The organism is Paraplanobispora takensis (assembly GCF_016863195.1).
Lineage (GTDB): Bacteria > Actinomycetota > Actinomycetes > Streptosporangiales > Streptosporangiaceae > Planobispora > Planobispora takensis.
This window is the reverse complement of record NZ_BOOK01000014.1, coordinates 17,504-34,095: the sequence shown is the minus strand read 5'-3', so window position 1 is coordinate 34,095 and position 16,592 is coordinate 17,504. Positions and strand designations below refer to the sequence as shown.

The following is a 16,592-nucleotide window of genomic DNA, read 5'->3' as shown; positions in this document are numbered from 1 at the left end:
TGCGGTCCCGTCCCCGGTGACGAGGTCCCCGAGGGCGCGGTCCCCGGGGGCGCGGTCCCGCACGGTACGGCTCCCGCCGCTCATGCGCGTCCCCTGCCGTAGTAGCGCTCGACGTAGTACTGCACGATCGACAGCGCGGTGGTCAGGATCAGGTACCAGATGGCCGCGACCAGCAGCAGGGCCATGACCCTGCCGTTGCGGTTGTAGATCACCTGCACCTGGTAGAACAGCTCGGGCAGCGCCATGATGTAGACCACCGAGGTGCCCTTCACCAGCCCGATGATCTCGTTGCCCGCGTTGGGCACGATGGTCCGCATGGCCTGCGGCAGGATGATGCGCAGCAGCCGCCGGGCCCGCGGGATGCCCAGGGCCGCCGCGGCCTCGCGCTGGCCGTGGTCCACCGAGAGCAGGCCCCCGCGCACGATCTCGGCGGCGTAGGCCGCCTGGTGCAGCGCCAGGCCCAGCACCGCCGCGGTCAGCGGGCCGATCAGGTCCATGGTCCCGATGTCGAAGAGCGCGGGCCCGAACGGCACGCCGAACGACAGCCGAGGGTACAGCAGCGCCAGGTTGTACCAGAACAGCAGTTGCAGGATGAGCGGCACCGACCTGAACAGCCAGACGTAGCCCCAGGCCACCGACGACAGCAGCCGGTTGGGCGACAGCCGCATCAGTGCCAGCAGCGTGCCGAGCGCGAAGCCGAGCACGATGCCCATGACCGTCAGTTCCAGCGTGAGGACGACCGAGCGCACCACCGACGGCGCGAACAGGTACTGCCCGACGATCTCCCATTCCCAGGCGGGGTTGGTGATCAGGGCGCTGGCCGCCATCGCCAGCAGGACGAGCACTCCCGCGACGGCCACCCAGCGCAGGGGGTGGCGGGCGGTGACCACCTCAGGCGGCCGCTCCTGCCGTACGAGCGGGCCCGCACTCACTTCGGAAAGCGTCACGGCCCGGCCCCCGGAAGGGTTCGCGGTCCGTGCCCGGGACCGCCGCTGCGGCTCGACACTGTGGTGCTCCGTTCTCCGGCTCTCACCGGAAGGTCCTCCGGTTCTCACCGGACGCGATCAGGGTCAGGAGATGATGACGTTGGCCGGCGACGCGGCGGGGACGGCTCCGCCGGCGTCCGGCAGCGGCGGGCCGACGGCGAGCAGCGCGCCGGGTGTGCGGCCGTGCCCCCAGCCGATCTGCCTGCGGTAGCTGCCGAGCAGTCCCCGCCCGGCCAGGTCGGCCTCGTCGGGAGGTTCCGGCAGCGGGTGGGCCCGGGGGGCCACGAACAGCGCGTCGGCGGGGCAGTACGCCTCGCACATGAAGCAGGTCTGGCAGTCGCTCTGCCTGGCGATCAGGGGCACGCCGTCGGGGCCGCGCTCGAAGACGCCGGTCGGGCAGACCTCGACGCACTTGTCGCAGGCGATGCACCGCTCACGCGAGACGATCTCGATCATGAGGCCGCCGCCACCGTGATCAGGCCGGGCTCGGGCGCCGTCCACACCTCGTCCAGCCCGCCCGAGACGATCCGGTAGTGCTGGGCGGGGTCCTCGCGCGGGAAGTCCTCGCGCTTGTGCATCCCCCGGCTCTCCGTCCTGGTCAGCGCGGAGGCGTACATCCAGCGGGCGTGGGCGGCCATCGCCGCCGCCGAGCGGGCGCGCGCCGTCTCGGCCCCGTCCGCGTGCAGCGCCCGCCGGGCCTGTGCCCAGATCCGGTCGAGCTCGGCCAGCGCGGGCGCCAGCCGGGCGCCGTGCCGCAGGTAGTTCTTCTCGTACGGCAGGACCTCGCGCTGGACCGCCTCCACGACCTCCCGGTACGGCTGCCGCGCGCCGGTGGACGGCCGCAGCCCGGCTCCCCCGGTCCCGCGCACGGGGCGCCGCGCCGGTCCGGCGCCCAGGGCGCGGGCGTGGCGGGCGGCCGCCTGCCCCGCCCAGGTGCCGGAGGACATGGCCCAGGCCGCGTTGTGGCTGCCGCCGCCGGTGAACCCGCCGCAGATCGGCTCCCTGGTGGCCGCGTCGCCGGCGGCGTACAGGCCCGGAACGGAGGTCGAGCAGTCGAAGCCGGCCAGGCGGATCCCGCCGGTCCCCCGGACGGTCCCCTCGGCCAGCAGCGTGACCGGGAACAGCTCGGTGAACGGGTCGACGCCCTGGCGGTCGAAGGGCAGGAAGAAGTTGGGCTGGGCCAGCCGCATCGCCCGCCGCACCTGCTCCTCGGCCCGGTCGATGCGGCAGAACACGCGTTCCGACAGCAGGGCGCGGGCGATCACCGAGCGGCCGCGGGTGCTCCCCGCGCCCTCCAGGACGCTGCCGTCCCCGTGGTAGAAGGTGGCATAGGAGTAGAAGGCCGTCTTGGTCACCGAGGTGAACTCCGGGGCGATGGCGTAGGCGTTGGAGAACTCCATACCGGACATCTCGGCCCCGGCCTCGGCGGCGAACAGCGCGCCGTCGCCGGTGTTGACGTCGCAGCCGAGCGCCTTGCTCAGGAAGGCGCAGCCGCCGGTGGCCAGCACCACCGCGCCCGCCCGCACCCGGTAGGCCTGGTCGTGCCGCCTGCGGTGACCGGCGGCTCCGGCGACGGCGCCCTCGGAGTCGACCAACAGCTCGGTGACCGGGCTGTGGTCGAGGATGCGCACTCCCGCGCGCCTGGCCCGCACGCGCATGCGGCGCATGTACTCCGGTCCCTGCAGCCCGCGCCGGATCTGCGCGCCGTCCTCCCCGACCGGGAAGGGATAGCGGCTCACCTCCGCCAGCTCGTGCATGTTCGCGTAGGTCTGGTCGAGCACCCGGGCCATCCACTCCCGGTCGGCCAGGTATCCGCCCAGCCCCTCCCTGGAGGCCATCGCCCGCTCGCGGGCCGCGGGCTCGGGCTGGACGTACCAGACGCCGGTGCCGGCCGCGGCCGTCGCGCCGCTGGTGCCCAGGTAGCCCTTGTCCGCCAGGATCACGTCGGCTCCGGCTTCGGCCGCCTTGACCGCGGCCCAGGCTCCGGCCGGGCCGCCTCCCGCGACGAGGACGTCGGCTGTGAGATCGAGTTCTGTCATGGTCGCTCCTCATGGGTGCTCCGGCCGGCCGGGGGACGCACGGCCCGGCCGGCCGGGCACCGGTCAGGGGTGGGCGATGAACCGGCCGAAACGGCCCTGGTGGTACAGCAGGGGACGGCCGGGGCCGTCGGCGACCGCCTCGACGACCAGGCCCACGACCAGGGTGTGGTCGCCCACCTCGGCCGTCTCGTGGGGCAGGCAGATCAAGTGCGCCGAGACGTCCCGCAGCAGCGGCGCGCCGAGCGGCCCGGGGCTCCACCGGGTGGGGGCGGCGAAACGGTCGACGCCCCTGCTGGCGAAGCGCGTGGCCAGCTCGGCCTGGTCGCTGGCCAGGACGTTGACCGCGAAGTGGCCGGCCGCGCGCAGCCGGGGCCAGGTGGTGGAGCCCCTGTCGACGTAGAAGGAGACCAGGGGCGGGTCGAGGCTGACCGAGGAGAACGAGGTGGCGGTCAGGCCGACCGGCGCGTCGCCGCTCCGGGCGGTGATCACGACCACGCCCGCGGCGTGCACCGCGAGTGCGCGCCGGTAGCCTTCGGCGTCCACCGCGCGGCCGGGCAGAGTCTCCGTCATGGGAGCACCTCCGTGAGGTTCACAACGTTCTGGGGCCGGCCCGGCCGCGGGCCTCTCGGGCACGGGACCGGGTCGAGCCGGACGGGCGAGGTCTCGCCCTCGTGGGAGCGTGAGAAGGAGGGGGATGCGCGGTCAGCGACACTGCGCGCTGGCGACGTGGCAGAAGTCCACGTGCGGGCGCCGGGTCAGGTAACGGCCCTGGCTCATACCGGTGAATCTATGGCTCTCTCGGAGGAAAGTCAACATTTCCTACTGGGTTTACATGAAATTATCACGGGTACGCTCCCACCCGCGCGCCGGCGGGGTCGCCAAGCACCGGACCGGACGGTCCCCACGCCCGGGCCAGCAGCTCGTAGGAGCGCACCCGGTCGGCGTGCTGGTGGGTGATGGTGGTGACCAGAAGCTCGTCGGCTCCGGTGACGCGCTGCAGCACCCGCAGCTTCTCCGCCACCGTCTCCGGCGAGCCGACGAACTGGGTGTCGACCCGGTCGGCGACCAGCTCCAGATCGGCCTCGCTCCACACGTGGGCGTCGGCCTCCTCCGGGCTCGGGTACGGGACGGCCCCCCGGCCGGTGCGGATGCTGCGCACCCACAGCCCGTACGGCGCCGCCAGCCGGGCCGCGGCGGCGTCGTCCCCGGCCACGACCACGTCCGCCGAGACGATCACGTACGGCTCCGCCAGCGCCGCCGACGGCTTGAACGCCTCCCGGTAGGCCTCCACGGCCTCCAGCACGGTGGCCGGGCTGACGTGGTAGTTCGCCGCGAACGGCAGCCCCCGCTCCCCCGCCGCCTGGGCGCTCTGCCCGCCGCTGCTGCCCAGGATCCACAGCTGCACGTCGGCGCCCTCGCCGGGTACGGCGTGCGCGGTCAGCCCTTCCGGGGAGGTGTAGGTCCCGTTCAGGAAGGCGATGACGTCGTCGACCTGCTCGGCGAAGTCGGGGGTCCGCGCCCCCGGCTGCTGCAGCAGCGAGGCCTGGAAGGCCAGCTGCGGGGACCTCGCCAGCGCCGACCAGTCGAACGGGGGCGGGATGAGCAGGCCGTCGACGACCGAGGACTCCGCGGGCCCGGCCGCGGCCCGCGAACTGTTTCCCCCGCCCGGACGGGCCGGGGCGTCCTGACCGCCCGGAGCGCCTTGACCACCCGAAGCGCCTTGACCGCCCGGGGCGCCCGCGCCCGCCAGTTCGGCCCTGCGCTGGCCGGAACGGCCCAGCCCCAGGTCGAGCCGGCCTGGATGCAGCGCGTCGATGAGGCCGAACTGCTCCACCACGGACAAAGGCGTCTGGTGGCCCAGCTGCACCGCCCCGGAACCGACCCTGATCCGGCCGGTCGCCGCGGCCACCAGGGCGATCAGCACGGCCGGGGCCGAGCCGGCCACACCGGCGGCGAAATGGTGCTCGGCCAGCCAGTAGCGCCGGTAACCGAACTCCTCCGCCCGCCGGGCGAGGTCGAGCGTGTTGCGCAGCGCGTCGCCCGCGCTGCCTCCTGACGGGATCGGCGCCAGGTCGAGGACGGACAGGGGGACGGGCAGCGGAACTGTCATGACAGCCCTTCCGGGAACGGTCTGCTGGGGATTTCCTTGCGCAGCACGGGGGCGATCTCGGCCTGGAACAGCTCGAGCGCGGCGCGGTGCCGGCTGTTCGTCAGCCCGTCGGCGTCGGCGTGCAGGTGCATGACCTCGTGGCCGAGCCGCGCGTGGTAACGGTGGACCTTGTCGATGATCTGCTGGGGACTGCCGACCAGGACGGAGCCGCGCTCGATGGCGTCCTCCAGCGAGTGGAACACCGGCGGCACGCCGTACCTCCTGAACGCCTCCTGGCGGGCGGCGAAGACGGGCCGGTAGGTCTCGACGGCCTCCTGCGAGGTGCGGGCGGCGTAGTAACCCGCGCTGCCGGCGCCGATCAGGGCGTCGGCCGGGTCGTGACCGTAGTGCGCCCAGCGTTCCCGGTAGTGGTCGACCAGCTCGGCGTAGGGCTCGACGGGGTGGGTGACGTTGGCCGAGAACAGCGGGTCGCCGTGGCGGGCGGCCAGGTCCACCGAGTCCGTGCTGGTGGCGCTGCCGTGCCAGACGCGGATCGGCCGCTGCAAGGGCCGGGGCAGGGCCTCGGCGTCGGTCAGCGGCGGCCGGAACCGCCCCGACCAGGTCACCTTGTCCTCGCGCCAGAGCCTGCGGAACAGCTCGTAGCCCTCACGGTTGCGCTCCCACTGGTCCTCGGCCGTGACGCCGAAGAGCCGGGCCTGCGCGGTCCCGTTGCCCTTGCCGATGATCAGCTCCAGGCGCCCGCCGGACAGGTGGTCGAGCGTGGCGTAGTCCTCGTAGGCCCGTACCGGATCCAGCAGGCTGAGCGTGGTGACCGCGGTGAACAGCCGGATGCGCGAGGTCCTGGCGGCGATGTGGCCGAGCACCACCGGCGGAGAGGAGGAGATGAACGGCCGCTCGTGCCGCTCACCCACCCCGAAGCCGTCGAACCCCAGCTCCTCGGCCAGGATCGCGTTGTCGACGACCTCGCGGAAGCGCTCGGTGGTGGACGTGCGCCCGTCGTGCGCGATGAGGGTGATGGCGAGGAACTTCACACCGTGGCCGCTTCCCGGTAGCGGCTGTCCGGCCGGGGGAGGCCGAGCAGCCCGCGCAGGGTGGCGGCCTCGTACTCCCTCCTGAAGGCGCCGCGCCTGCGCAGGGCCGGGACCAGCCGGCGGGTGATCGCCTCGAGGTCGTGCGGTACGGCCCCGGGCCGCAGTCGGTATCCCTCGATCCCCGCCTCCCGCCAGTCCAGGAGCAGGTCGGCCAGCTCCTCGGCGGTGCCGGTGAACACCGCCGCGTCGGAGGTGAACTCGGCGCCGTCGAGCTCGTCGAGCCCCGCCTTGCGGGCGGCGGCGTCCTCCCCCAGGAAGACGACGAGATCGGCGAAGATCTTCAGCGGCTCGCCCTCCCGCGGCAGCGCGCGGATCCGCCCGGTGATCGCCTCGGCCTCCGCACGGCTGTGCGGGGTCACGTGGACGATGTCGGCCGAGCGGGCGGGCAGCTCGTACGGCACGCGCGAGTGGCCGTGGTCGAGCACCGTGACGATCGGCCGGCCCTGGGGCGGCCGGGGCGTGATCGACGGCCCCCTGACCGAGAAGCGCGCCCCGGTGAAGTCGATGTAGTGCAGCTTGTCGCGGTCCACGAACCGGCCCGTGGGCACGTCCCGGATCTCGGCGTCGTCCTCCCAGCTGTCCCACAGGCGGCGGGCCACCTCCACCGCGTCGGCGGCCTCGCCGAACAGGTCCGCCAGCAGGTCCGTGTCGAGCCGCCGCGGGTCGAGGGGCGGGACCTCCCGGCGCCCGAAGTGCGCGGCCTCCGTCCGGCGCGGGGAGACCTGCACCCGCCAGCCGGCGCGCCCGGCGCTGACGTGGTCGAGGGTGGCGATGCCGATCGCCACGTGGAACGGCTCGGTGTGCGTCGTCGTCGCGGTGGGCACCAGGCCGATCCGCTTGGTGAGCGGGGCGAGCCTGGCCGCCAGCAGCACCGCGTCGAGGCGGCCGCGGACCTGGCCGGCGCGCTCGTCCGGCCCGTCGGGGAGGGTGGACTGCAGGCTCAGCGCGTCCTCGATGGTGACGAAGTCCAGCAGGCCGCGCTCGGCCTCGGTGACGAGCCCGGCCCAGCGGCGGGCGGTGAACAGCTCCCGGGGGTCGACCGCCGGGTCGCGCCAGGCGGCGGGGTGCCAGCCGGCGCCGTCGAGGGCGACGGCCAGGTGCAGGGGAACGGTCGTCACGATGCTCCTTCCCGGGCGGGGCGGGGTACGGCAAGACCGAGATGGTCGCGCAGGGCGGGGCGGGGTACGGCGAGGCCGAGATGGTCGCGCAGGGTGGGGCCGGCGTACTCGGTGCGGAACACGCCCCGCTCCTGCAGGATCGGCACGACCTCCTCGACGAAGTCGTCGAGCCCGCCGGGGGTGAGGTGGGGCACCAGGATGAAGCCGTCGGCGGCCTCGCCCTGCACGAACTCCTCGATCCGCCGGGCCACGGTCGCCGCCGACCCGACGAACGACTGCCGGCCGGTCATCTCGATGACCAGCTCGCGGATGGTGAGGTTCTTCTCCTCGGCCACCGCCCGCCACTTCGCGGCGACCGCGGTGCGGTCGGCGAGCCGTACCCGGCCCTGGGAGAGTCCCTCCTCCGGCTCGGGATCGACGTCGGGCAGGGGCCCCTCGGGGTCGTAGGCGGACATGTCCCTGCCCCAGATCTGCTCCAGGAAGGCGATCGCGGTCTGCGGCCCGACCTGCTGACGGCGGATCTCGGCCGCCTTCTCGGCCGCCTCGGCGTCGGTGCCGCCCAGCGCGAACGTCGCCGCCGGCATGATCTTCAGCTCGTGCGGCTCGCGGCCGTACCTCGCCAGGCGGCGCTTGACGTCGGCGTAGAAGGCCTTGCCCTCCTCCAGCGTGCCGTGCCTGCTGAAGATGACGTCGGCGCTGGAGGCGGCGAACTCCCGTCCCTCGTCCGAGTCGCCCGCCTGGATGATCACCGGGTGGCCCTGCGGGCTGCGCGGCACGGTGGAGCGGCCCTCGACGGTGAAGTGCCGGTCGTCGTGCCGGACCGTCCCGATGTCCTGGGGCCGGACGAACACGCCTGCGGCCTGGTCGGCGACGATCGCGTCGGGCCGCCAGGAGTCCCACAGCGCGCGCGACAACCGGACGAACTCCGCGGCCCGCGTGTAGCGGTCGGCCCGGTCGAGGAAACCGCCGCGCCGGAAGTTCTCCCCGGTGAAGGCGTCGGAGGTGGTCACCACGTTCCACGCGGCCCGGCCCTCGCTGAGGTGGTCGAGGGTGGCCAGGCGCCGGGCGAGCTCGTAGGGCTCGTTGAAGGTGGCGTTGACCGTGGCGGCCAGGCCCAGCCGGTCGGTGACGGCGGCCAGGGCGGACAGCACGGTCAGCGACTCCGGCCGCCCGACCACGTCCAGGTCGTGGATGCGGCCCTTGAGCTCGCGCAGGCGCAGCCCCTCGGCCAGGAAGAAGAAGTCGAACCTGCCGCGCTCGGCGGTGCGCGCCAGGTGGACGAACGAGGTGAAGTCGATCTGGCTGCCCGAGCGGGGGTCGGCCCAGACCGTGGTGTTGTTGACGCCGGGGAAGTGCGCGGCCAGGTGGACCTGCCTGCGCGGCGCGCTCACCAGACCTGCCGGGAGCCGCGGTTGACAGAGGCGGAAGGGGTCACGAGCTCTCCTCGTTTCGCACGGGGCATGCCGGGAGCCATTACCTAGTTAAACAGTAGGAAAAGAAGGTTTATCTGTCAACGCGTGCCGAGGCGACGTTCCCGGAGGAGAGCGCAGGGTTCGGAGGGGGTGAGGAAGGGTCGTACGGCAGCGCGCCACGGGCGAAGGAGCTCACCCGTGGCGCACGTCCGCGGCGGGCCCGGGGCTACTGGGCGGCCTCCAGCCGGGCCAGCTGGTCCGGCGTCAGCTCCAGATCCACCGCGGCCAGGTTCTCCTCCAGCTGCTCCACCGAGGAGACGCCGACTAGCGGGATCACCGGCAGACCGGCGCCGATCTGCCAGGCCAGCACCACCTGGTTCACGCTCGCCCCCGTCTCCCGGGCGACCTCGTTCAGCACCTCCAGGCGGGCGGGCGTGCCGGGGTGGTCGTAGTCCGGCGGCAGCGGCTTGTCGGTCCGGGTGTAGGCGCCGCGCAGCAGCGGCGAGTAGGCGACCAGGGTCAGGCCGGGCTCGGCCCGCAGATAGCTGCGCAGTTCGGCGCCGGCGTGGCCGAGGCTGCCCTCGGGGAACAGCGGCTCGGGCACGTCGCTGCGCGGGCGGAGGTAGCTGTGCTGGTACTGCAGGACCTCGTAGCCGGGCAGCCCGGCCGCCTCGGCCAGGGCCCGGGCCCGCTCCACCCGCCAGATCGCGTGGTTGCTCACGCCGAGCAGGCCGACCGTGCCCTCGGCCACCAGCTCGGCGAACCCCTCGACGGTCTCGCGCGGGGAGACCGTCCGATCCTCGATGTGCGCGTACAGCAGGTCGATCCGGTCCACCCCGAGCCGCTCGCCGCTGCGCTCGGCCGATTCCCGGATCACCTTCGCCGACAGGCCCTCGGGGTTGTCGACATAGCTAGTGCCCGGCGCGAGCGGGCGCGCCCCCAGCTTGGTGGCGATGACGATCTCCGCGCCGACGCCGCGGCTGCGCCGCCACCGCCCCAGCAGTTCCTCGCTCTGGCCGCCCTGCCCGCCGTCGACCCAGAAGGCGTAGTTGTCGGAGGTGTCGATGAACGTGCCACCGGCCTCGACGTAGCGGTCCAGGATGGCGAAGGAGGTCTTCTCGTCGGTCACCGAACCGAACAGCATCGCCCCCAGGGCGAGCACGCTCACCTCGCGGCGGGTCTTCGGGTCGGCGCCGATGGTGCGGTACTTCACGATGATGTCTCCGTCCGGTCCGTCGTGCAGATCACGGACAGGAGTCTGGGATGTGGAGCGCGCTCCAGGTCAAGCGTGGGAGAACGACCGGCGCCGTGCCGCCCGGCCGGGGGCGGGCCCGCCGTACCGTCCGGGCTCCGGACCGGAAAGAACCCGGTCCGGGGTTAGCCCTCGCCCGACGGCGGTAGGGGCGGAGTACATGACATCGATCGCGCAGGGAAGCGACGCAATGCTCAATGATCATCACTCCCCGTCGGATTTCACCCTCACCACCCGTTCCTTCGGCGACCGGATGGTCCTGTGCGTCGGCGGCGCGCTCGACCACCGCTCCGCTCCCCTGCTGCGGCGGCGGCTCGAGGAGATCTGGACGCTCACCGGCCCGCTCCGCCTGGTCCTGGACCTGAGCGCGCTGACCGACTGCGACGCCGCCGGCCTGCGAGAGGTCCTCACCGCCGTCACCGACGCCCGCACCCGGGGCGTGGAGATGGAGGTCGCCGGCCTGGACGGGCCGGTGGCGCGGACCCTGGCCACCGGCAACCTGCGCACCAGGTTCGACGTCCACCCCGCCATGGGCCCCAATGGCCGGTGAGGCGTCGCGCCCGCCCGGCGGCCCCGCCGCGCAGGCGGGACGCCGCTGGAATCACGCCCCGGCGCGGCGGGCGTAGTCGTCGAGGCGCCCGGCCAGCTCCTTCGGCCGCGAGAGCATCACGCAGTGGCTGCCGTCGATCTCGTCGGGCGTGAGGCCGAGCCGCTCCCGCGTGATCCTGCGCATGAAATCGGGGCGGAAGAACCGGTCGTCGCGGCAGAGCAGGACCTCCGTCGGCACCTCGGGCCAGGCCCGCAGCGGCCACGGCTCGACCAGCGCGCGCTCGGCGTGGTCCCGTCCGCGACGCATCTCCTGCGCGGCCAGGTCCGGCGGGACGTCGTGCATGAAGGTGGCGATCGGATCGTCGAACCCCGGGCTGTCGAACCCGGTGTTCGCCCACCAGTCGGCCGGCGGCTCCCCCGGCGCGGGGATCATGGCCGTCAGCATCACCAGCAGGCCGGCCCGCGCCCGCTCGCACACCAGCGGGCCGACGAAACCTCCCCAGGAGTGCGCCACCACGACCAGGTCGGTGCGCCCGCCCACGGCGTCGAGCACGGCGGTGGCGTAGTCGTCCAGCCCGGCCGTCTCGTCCTCCAGCGGCAGGTCGACGGCCACGACGTCGTGGCCCAGGGCGCGCAGTTCGGGGTCGAGCAGGTGCCACTGCCAGGCGGTGCCGCCGCCTCCGTGGATCAGAACGAACGTGGCCATCCCGGTGGATCCTCTCGTCGGGCTCTGCGGTGGTCGCCGCGGTGGTCGCTGCGGCGGATTCTGGGTGGACCCGGTGGGCTCTGCGATGGGCTCCGGGGGCGATTCTCGTCTCCGCGGCCGACAGTTTCCGTGCCGGCCGCCCCGACCTGCGCGGGAACGGCCGGGGGCCGCATCGGCCGTCCCGGCGCGGGCGTCTACTGTGGGAGGGAACGGGGAGCCGGTGATCTCGGGGGAGTCTGGGCCGGTGGGGGCGATAGATGATGTTCATGACGCGCGGAGGGTGCAGACGCTGCATGCCACGGGTCTGCTGGATGAGGCCCGGGTGCCGCTGCTGGACCGGGTGACCCGGACGGCGGTCCGCCTGCTGGGGGTGCCCGCCGCGATGGTGGCGCTGGCCGAGCGCGACCGGCAGGTCGTGGTCAGTACGGCCGGGCCGGGCGATCCGGCCTCGGACGGCCGGCTCACGCCGTCGTACGCGATGTGCCGGCACGTCGTGGCCACCGGTGAGCCGCTGGTCGTGGCGGACATCGGCGCCGACGAGCGATGGCGGCGAGTGTGGACGCCCTCGGACGGCGGGCCCGTCGCCTACGCCGGGGTTCCGCTGCGCTCCGGCGTCCACGTGCTGGGCACGCTGTACGCGGTCGACTCCCGGCCCCGTCCGTGGAGCGCCGAGCAGCTGGGCATGCTGGAGGACCTGGCGGAGATGGCGGAGGCGGAGATCGGGCTCCGGCTGGCCAGGGCCGAGACGCGGGAGACCGCGGCGTGGACGCAGCGGCTGCTCGACTGCGTCCCCGAAGCGGTCGTCTCCCTCGACGCCGCCGGCGTGGTGCGCGGCTGGAGCACCGGCGCCCAGCGGCTGTTCGGCTGGTCGACCGGCGAGAGCGTCGGACGGCCGATCGTCGAGCTGGTCGTCCCCGAGCGGGTGCGCTGCGACTACGACGAGCGGCTGCGGCTGCTGCGCGAGAGCGACGCCCCGACGCTGGCCGGCCGCGGGCTGAAGCTGGAGGTGGTCGACCGCGCCGGGCGGGAGTTCGAGGTGGAGGGGGTCGCGCAGGCCACCACCGTGCACGGCCAGGTGGTCGTGCACGCGTTCCTGCACGAGGTCGGCGAGTACCGCCGGGGCGGCGGGGAGTACGACGACGGGCGCAGGTTCCTTCAGGCGCTGCTGGACAGCCTGGACGTCGGCGTCGCGGCCTGCGATCCCGAGGGCCGCCTGACCGTGGTCAACCAGCCGCTGCGCGGCGGCCGCGAGCAGAAGCCGAACCTGCGCGTCGACGACCTCCCGCAGGTCTACGGCCTGCTGGCGACCGACGGGCGGACCCCGCTGGCCCCCGAGCAGGTGCCGCTGGCCCGCGCGCTGGCCGGGGAGTCCGTGGACGGCCAGCCGCTGGCGGCCCACACGTCCGGCGGGGTGCGCCGGTTCCTGGCCAACAGCCGTCCCATCGACACCTTCGACGGGCGCCGCCTGGGCGCGGTGATGGCCCTGCACGACATCACCGACCAGCACCGGACCGAGATCCTGCGCTCCGCCCAGGACGCCGTGAACCGGGTGCTGGCCGACGCCGCCACCGCCGAGGAGGCCGCGGTCGGCACCGCCGGAGCGATCGCCCGGGCGCTGGGGTGGTCCTGCGGGGAGTACTGGCGCGTCGCCGAGGACCAGAGCGGCATCACCCACATCGGCTCGTGGAGCGATCCCGAGCGGGACCTGTCGGCCTTCACCGGCCCGGAGCACTCCGGCTCCGAGACCTTCGAACGCGGCCAGGGGCTGCCCGGCCGGGTGTGGGACACCGGCCGGCGCCACTGGATCAGGGACCTGCTGGACGACCCCGACGGCTTCGTCCGCGAGCACGAGGCGCTGCAGGCGGGCCTGCGCACCGTCGTCGGCCTTCCCGTCCGCAGCGGTGAACGGATCCTGGGCGTGCTGATCCTCTTGACCGACGCCGTCCGGGAACCCGACGACGGCCTGGTCGAGCTGCTGGAGGGGATCTCCGCCCACCTCGGCCGCTACAAGGAACGCCGCCGCGCCGAGGAGCTCGCCCTGGCCCTGGACGCCAGCCGCCGTTACTTCAACCAGGTCATCGCCCAGATCAACGACAACGTGTGGAGCATCGAGGTCTTCGAGGACGGCCGGGTGCGCTCGCTGTACCAGAGCCAGAACGCCGCCGGCGTGTTCGGCCGGCGGCTGCCCGACGACGCCGACGTCACCGACCTGATGCTCAAGCGGGTCCACCCCGACGACATGGCGGCCTATCTCGCCTTCGACCACACGCTGCACGCGGGCGAGCCCGCCGAGATCGAGTGCCGGGTCCTCGGGCTGGACGGGGTCACCCGCTGGATCTGGATCCGGACGATGCCCCGCCGCGAGGGCGACCGGCTGCTGGTCGACGGCATCGCCACCGACGTGACCGAACGCCACCACATAGCCGAGGAGCGCGAACGCCTGCTGGCCCAGCAACAGCAGCAGGTGAACCGGTTGCGGGAGCTCGACCGCATGAAGGACGAGCTGATGGCGCTGGTCACCCACGAACTGCGCAATCCCATCGGGGCCATCCGCGGCTACGTCGAGCTGCTCGGCGACGACCCCGCTCTGAGCGCCGAGCAGCGCATGTTCACCGACGTCATCGACCGCAAGAGCGCCCACCTGCAGCGCCTGGTCGACGACCTGCTCGACCTGGCCCGCATGAACGCCGGGGGCATCGGCGTCGACCTCCGTCCCCTGTCGCTGACCGGCCTGCTGAACGAGGCCGTCGACGACCACCGGCCCGCGGCCGAGGCCAAGCAGCTGACCCTCACCAGCGACCTGGCCCCGCCCCTGCGCCTGCACGCCGACCCGGTACGGCTGCGCCAGATGCTCGACAACCTGCTGTCCAACGCGATCAAGTACACCCCGCAGGGAGGGAAGATCACCGTCTCCGCCGGCCTCGGCGAGCGCTGCGGAGAGACGGCGGTCACCCTGACGGTCGCCGACACCGGGATCGGCATCCCGGCCGAGCAGTACGACCGATTGTTCACCCGGTTCTTCCGCGCCTCCACCGCCCGCGAGGCCGGGATCAAGGGCACCGGTCTGGGACTGGCCGTCACCAGGGCGATCGTCAAAGCGCACGGCGGCACCATCTCCGCCGCCCCCCGCGAGGGCGGGGGCACCGTCTTCACCGTCTGCCTGCCGACCGTCCCGCCGCCCCCGGCGTGAGCCCCGGGCGGCCGGACGGGCCGCGCGTGCGCGCAGGCGGTCAGGACGTGCGGGTGAACTCGGCGATCCAGTTCGTCTCCCAGGTCGCGCCGCCGTCGGCGGAGAACTCCTGCTCCCAGCGGCACGAGTGGGCGGTGATGTCCGACCAGATGTAGTTGACCTTGATCGGGACTCCGCCGTACACGTCGTCGATGTTGCCGGCGCCGTCCAGAACGCTCCAGCACCTGGTGACGCCCGGGAACCCGTACCATTCGTCGTCGCCGGCGAGCACCCGGCGCAGCCGCCGCTGGCGGGAGGTCCAGGTGCCGACGAGGAAGTCGAAGCTGTTGCCCACCGTGAAGGCGGTGTCCTTCGTGTCGGTCATGGACGCGACGCTAACCGCGCTTCCCTGACATCCTGCGTCAGGGAAGCGCGATGACACGACCGGTCCCTTTCAGGGGACCGCGATGGCGCGACCGGCCGGAGCGGTCCCCGGAGGGCGGGACCGTTCCGGCCGGGACGACGGGCCTACGGCTTGGCCGCGGACTCGTTCGACGAGGCGCCGGGCGAGGGGGTGCCCTGCGAGGAGACCGCCGGGACACCGCCCTTCCTGCAGTTGGCCATCCTGAAGACCTGCGGGCTGGGGTCACCGTCCTCGCAGGTGACGGTGCCCTTCAGGCCGGGGATGCCGAAGGCCGCCAGGTCGAACACGAAGTACTTGACCGGGCTGCCGTCCTTGCCCGCGGGGCCTGCGGGACCGGCCGGGCCGGTCTCGCCCTTCGGACCCGCGGGACCGGTCTCGCCCTTCGGGCCGGGCGCGCCGTCCTTGCCGTCCTTGCCCGCGGGGCCGGCCGGGCCGGTGTCGCCCTTCGGGCCGGGGACGCCCTGCTTGCCCTGCGGGCCGCGGAAGCCCTGCGGGCCCTGCTGGCCGGTGTCGCCCTTCGGTCCCGCGGGACCGGCCGGGCCGCGCTCCCCCTGCGGGCCCGCGGTCGCGACGCCCTGCTGGGACTGGCCGCCCCAGGAGGTCTTGAACTCGGTGGTGCGGCAGCTGGCGGTCGCGTTGACCAGCCGCATGTAGCGGGTCTTCTTGTGGACGCACGCGGTGACCACGTCGCCGGGGGCGGCAACCTGGGCGGACGCGGTGGCCGTACCGGCGACGCCGACGAGCAGCACTGCCGCCGCAGCGAGGTACACAGGCTTACCGATTCTCATGGATGTGACTCCGGATCGAGATGGGACAGGAGTGTGCGGCGTGGATCATCGTGGCAGGAAGGAACGATCCAAACGCCCAGAACCGGCGCATGACATCAAAATGAGATCTTCCAATCCCCGGCGCAGTCGGCGATGCCGTACGGCCTCCGCGTCGCGGGCCGGGCCCGGACCGGACGGGTGATCGACGTCGCGGATCACTCACAGGGACCGCCCCGTATAGCAAAACGGAAATTTCCGTTTTAAGGATTCGACAGGAATTCAATTCGCATTGATTCCAAGAATTAGATTCGGGTTCGCGATCTTTCCGTGAATTTACTTTCCCAGGGCTTTACGTGCCGCCGATAAATGCTGCAGACTCTCTCGTAGCGGCGCAATCACTTGCGGTGACAACCTGAGCGCCGGCCATTCAAGGAGGCTTTCATGCCGAAAACCAGGACCAGGCGGGGCATCGCCCTGTTCACCGGTCTGGCTTCTATGACCGCGGTCCTCGCCGTGGGAGCGGGCGCCCAGCCCTCCTACGCCCAGGCGCCGTGCACCACGTCCGGGCCGACGGTCACCCGCACCGGCACCGGGGCCGAGATCGCCCTGACGGTGTCGTGCTCCACCTCGCAGTCCGTGGACATCGGGCTGAACGTCCTCGGCGTCGGCGGCACCACACTCGCCGGGGTGAGGACCACCACGACCGTCGCGGCGGACGCCACCACGACGCAGCGGGTCACCGTCCCCCTCCCCGTCCAGCAGGCGTGCGTGACGGTCAACGGCACCACCCGCTGCCTGCCCTGAGCATCCCTTCACCGGCATCGGAAAAAGGGCGGCTCCGCTATTCCCGGCCGATTTTGAAAATCGTTCGGAAATGAGCGGGGCCGCCCTCTCTCGTCGGCGGATCGGCCCGTCCCGGTGCGGCAGGAAAGGAATTTCCCGCCGCGCCGGAGAGCGCGTGACGCCCCT

The 16,592-nt window shown here is 73.0% G+C and carries 15 protein-coding genes; 3 read left to right on the top strand and 12 right to left on the bottom strand.

Annotated features, from left to right (window positions below; translation table 11 throughout):
• Nucleotides 1–80: 80 nt before the first annotated feature.
• The 9 genes from Pta02_RS10430 to Pta02_RS10390 all read right to left on the bottom strand — a co-directional run bounded on the left by Pta02_RS10430 (nt 81) and on the right by Pta02_RS10390 (nt 9,969).
• Nucleotides 81–932 carry an amino acid ABC transporter permease gene (locus Pta02_RS10430; RefSeq protein WP_203874533.1) on the bottom strand — a complete coding sequence of 284 codons (852 nt, stop codon included), beginning with the start codon at nt 930–932 and terminating at the stop codon, nt 81–83.
• Nucleotides 933–1,070: 138 nt separating this feature from the next.
• Nucleotides 1,071–1,442: a 4Fe-4S dicluster domain-containing protein gene (locus tag Pta02_RS10425; RefSeq protein ID WP_203874532.1), complete on the bottom strand. Its 372-nt coding sequence runs from the start codon at nt 1,440–1,442 to the stop codon at nt 1,071–1,073.
• Nucleotides 1,439–3,025, bottom strand: a complete 1,587-nt coding sequence (locus Pta02_RS10420) for an FAD-dependent oxidoreductase (protein WP_203874531.1) — start codon at nt 3,023–3,025, stop codon at nt 1,439–1,441. Before Pta02_RS10420 ends, Pta02_RS10425 begins: the two co-directional genes overlap by 4 nt.
• A gap of 63 nt (nt 3,026–3,088) precedes the next feature.
• Nucleotides 3,089–3,595 (bottom strand): flavin reductase family protein, encoded by a 507-nt coding sequence (locus tag Pta02_RS10415; protein ID WP_203874530.1) that lies wholly within the window; start codon nt 3,593–3,595, stop codon nt 3,089–3,091.
• Nucleotides 3,596–3,866: 271 nt separating this feature from the next.
• A complete protein-coding gene (locus Pta02_RS10410) occupies nt 3,867–5,135 on the bottom strand; it encodes an MsnO8 family LLM class oxidoreductase (protein ID WP_203874529.1) in 1,269 nt (422 codons plus the stop codon).
• Nucleotides 5,132–6,166 carry an LLM class flavin-dependent oxidoreductase gene (locus tag Pta02_RS10405; protein WP_203874528.1) on the bottom strand — a complete coding sequence of 345 codons (1,035 nt, stop codon included), beginning with the start codon at nt 6,164–6,166 and terminating at the stop codon, nt 5,132–5,134. Before Pta02_RS10405 ends, Pta02_RS10410 begins: the two co-directional genes overlap by 4 nt.
• On the bottom strand, nt 6,163–7,344 hold the full coding sequence (locus tag Pta02_RS10400) for an LLM class flavin-dependent oxidoreductase (protein ID WP_203874527.1): 1,182 nt from the start codon (nt 7,342–7,344) through the stop codon (nt 6,163–6,165). The genes Pta02_RS10405 and Pta02_RS10400 overlap by 4 nt, the downstream gene beginning before the upstream one ends.
• Nucleotides 7,341–8,735: an NtaA/DmoA family FMN-dependent monooxygenase gene (locus Pta02_RS10395; RefSeq protein ID WP_203874526.1), complete on the bottom strand. Its 1,395-nt coding sequence runs from the start codon at nt 8,733–8,735 to the stop codon at nt 7,341–7,343. Before Pta02_RS10395 ends, Pta02_RS10400 begins: the two co-directional genes overlap by 4 nt.
• Before the next feature lie 247 nt (nt 8,736–8,982).
• Nucleotides 8,983–9,969, bottom strand: a complete 987-nt coding sequence (locus Pta02_RS10390) for an aldo/keto reductase (RefSeq protein ID WP_239130071.1) — start codon at nt 9,967–9,969, stop codon at nt 8,983–8,985.
• Nucleotides 9,970–10,198: 229 nt separating this feature from the next.
• On the opposite strand from Pta02_RS10390, the gene Pta02_RS10385 reads away from it, so the two are divergent.
• Nucleotides 10,199–10,558: an STAS domain-containing protein gene (locus Pta02_RS10385; RefSeq protein ID WP_203874525.1), complete on the top strand. Its 360-nt coding sequence runs from the start codon at nt 10,199–10,201 to the stop codon at nt 10,556–10,558.
• A 51-nt stretch (nt 10,559–10,609) separates the two neighbouring features.
• Here Pta02_RS10385 and Pta02_RS10380 read toward each other — a convergent pair whose 3' ends face one another.
• A complete protein-coding gene (locus tag Pta02_RS10380; RefSeq protein ID WP_203874524.1) occupies nt 10,610–11,263 on the bottom strand; it encodes an alpha/beta fold hydrolase in 654 nt (217 codons plus the stop codon).
• Between the two features lie 280 nt (nt 11,264–11,543).
• Between Pta02_RS10380 and Pta02_RS10375 the strand changes: the two genes are divergently transcribed.
• Nucleotides 11,544–14,453 carry an ATP-binding protein gene (locus Pta02_RS10375; protein WP_203874523.1) on the top strand — a complete coding sequence of 970 codons (2,910 nt, stop codon included), beginning with the start codon at nt 11,544–11,546 and terminating at the stop codon, nt 14,451–14,453.
• Nucleotides 14,454–14,493: 40 nt separating this feature from the next.
• Here the strand turns inward: Pta02_RS10375 and Pta02_RS10370 are convergent, their stop codons facing one another.
• Complete coding sequence (locus Pta02_RS10370; protein ID WP_203874522.1) at nt 14,494–14,817, bottom strand: hypothetical protein; 324 nt, start codon at nt 14,815–14,817, stop codon at nt 14,494–14,496.
• Nucleotides 14,818–14,960: 143 nt separating this feature from the next.
• Nucleotides 14,961–15,644, bottom strand: a complete 684-nt coding sequence (locus Pta02_RS10365; RefSeq protein WP_203874521.1) for a collagen-like domain-containing protein — start codon at nt 15,642–15,644, stop codon at nt 14,961–14,963.
• Between the two features lie 420 nt (nt 15,645–16,064).
• On the opposite strand from Pta02_RS10365, the gene Pta02_RS10360 reads away from it, so the two are divergent.
• The gene (locus tag Pta02_RS10360) at nt 16,065–16,427 is read left to right on the top strand and encodes a hypothetical protein (RefSeq protein ID WP_203874520.1); all 363 of its coding nucleotides are present in this window, start codon (nt 16,065–16,067) and stop codon (nt 16,425–16,427) included.
• Nucleotides 16,428–16,592: the final 165 nt, after the last annotated feature.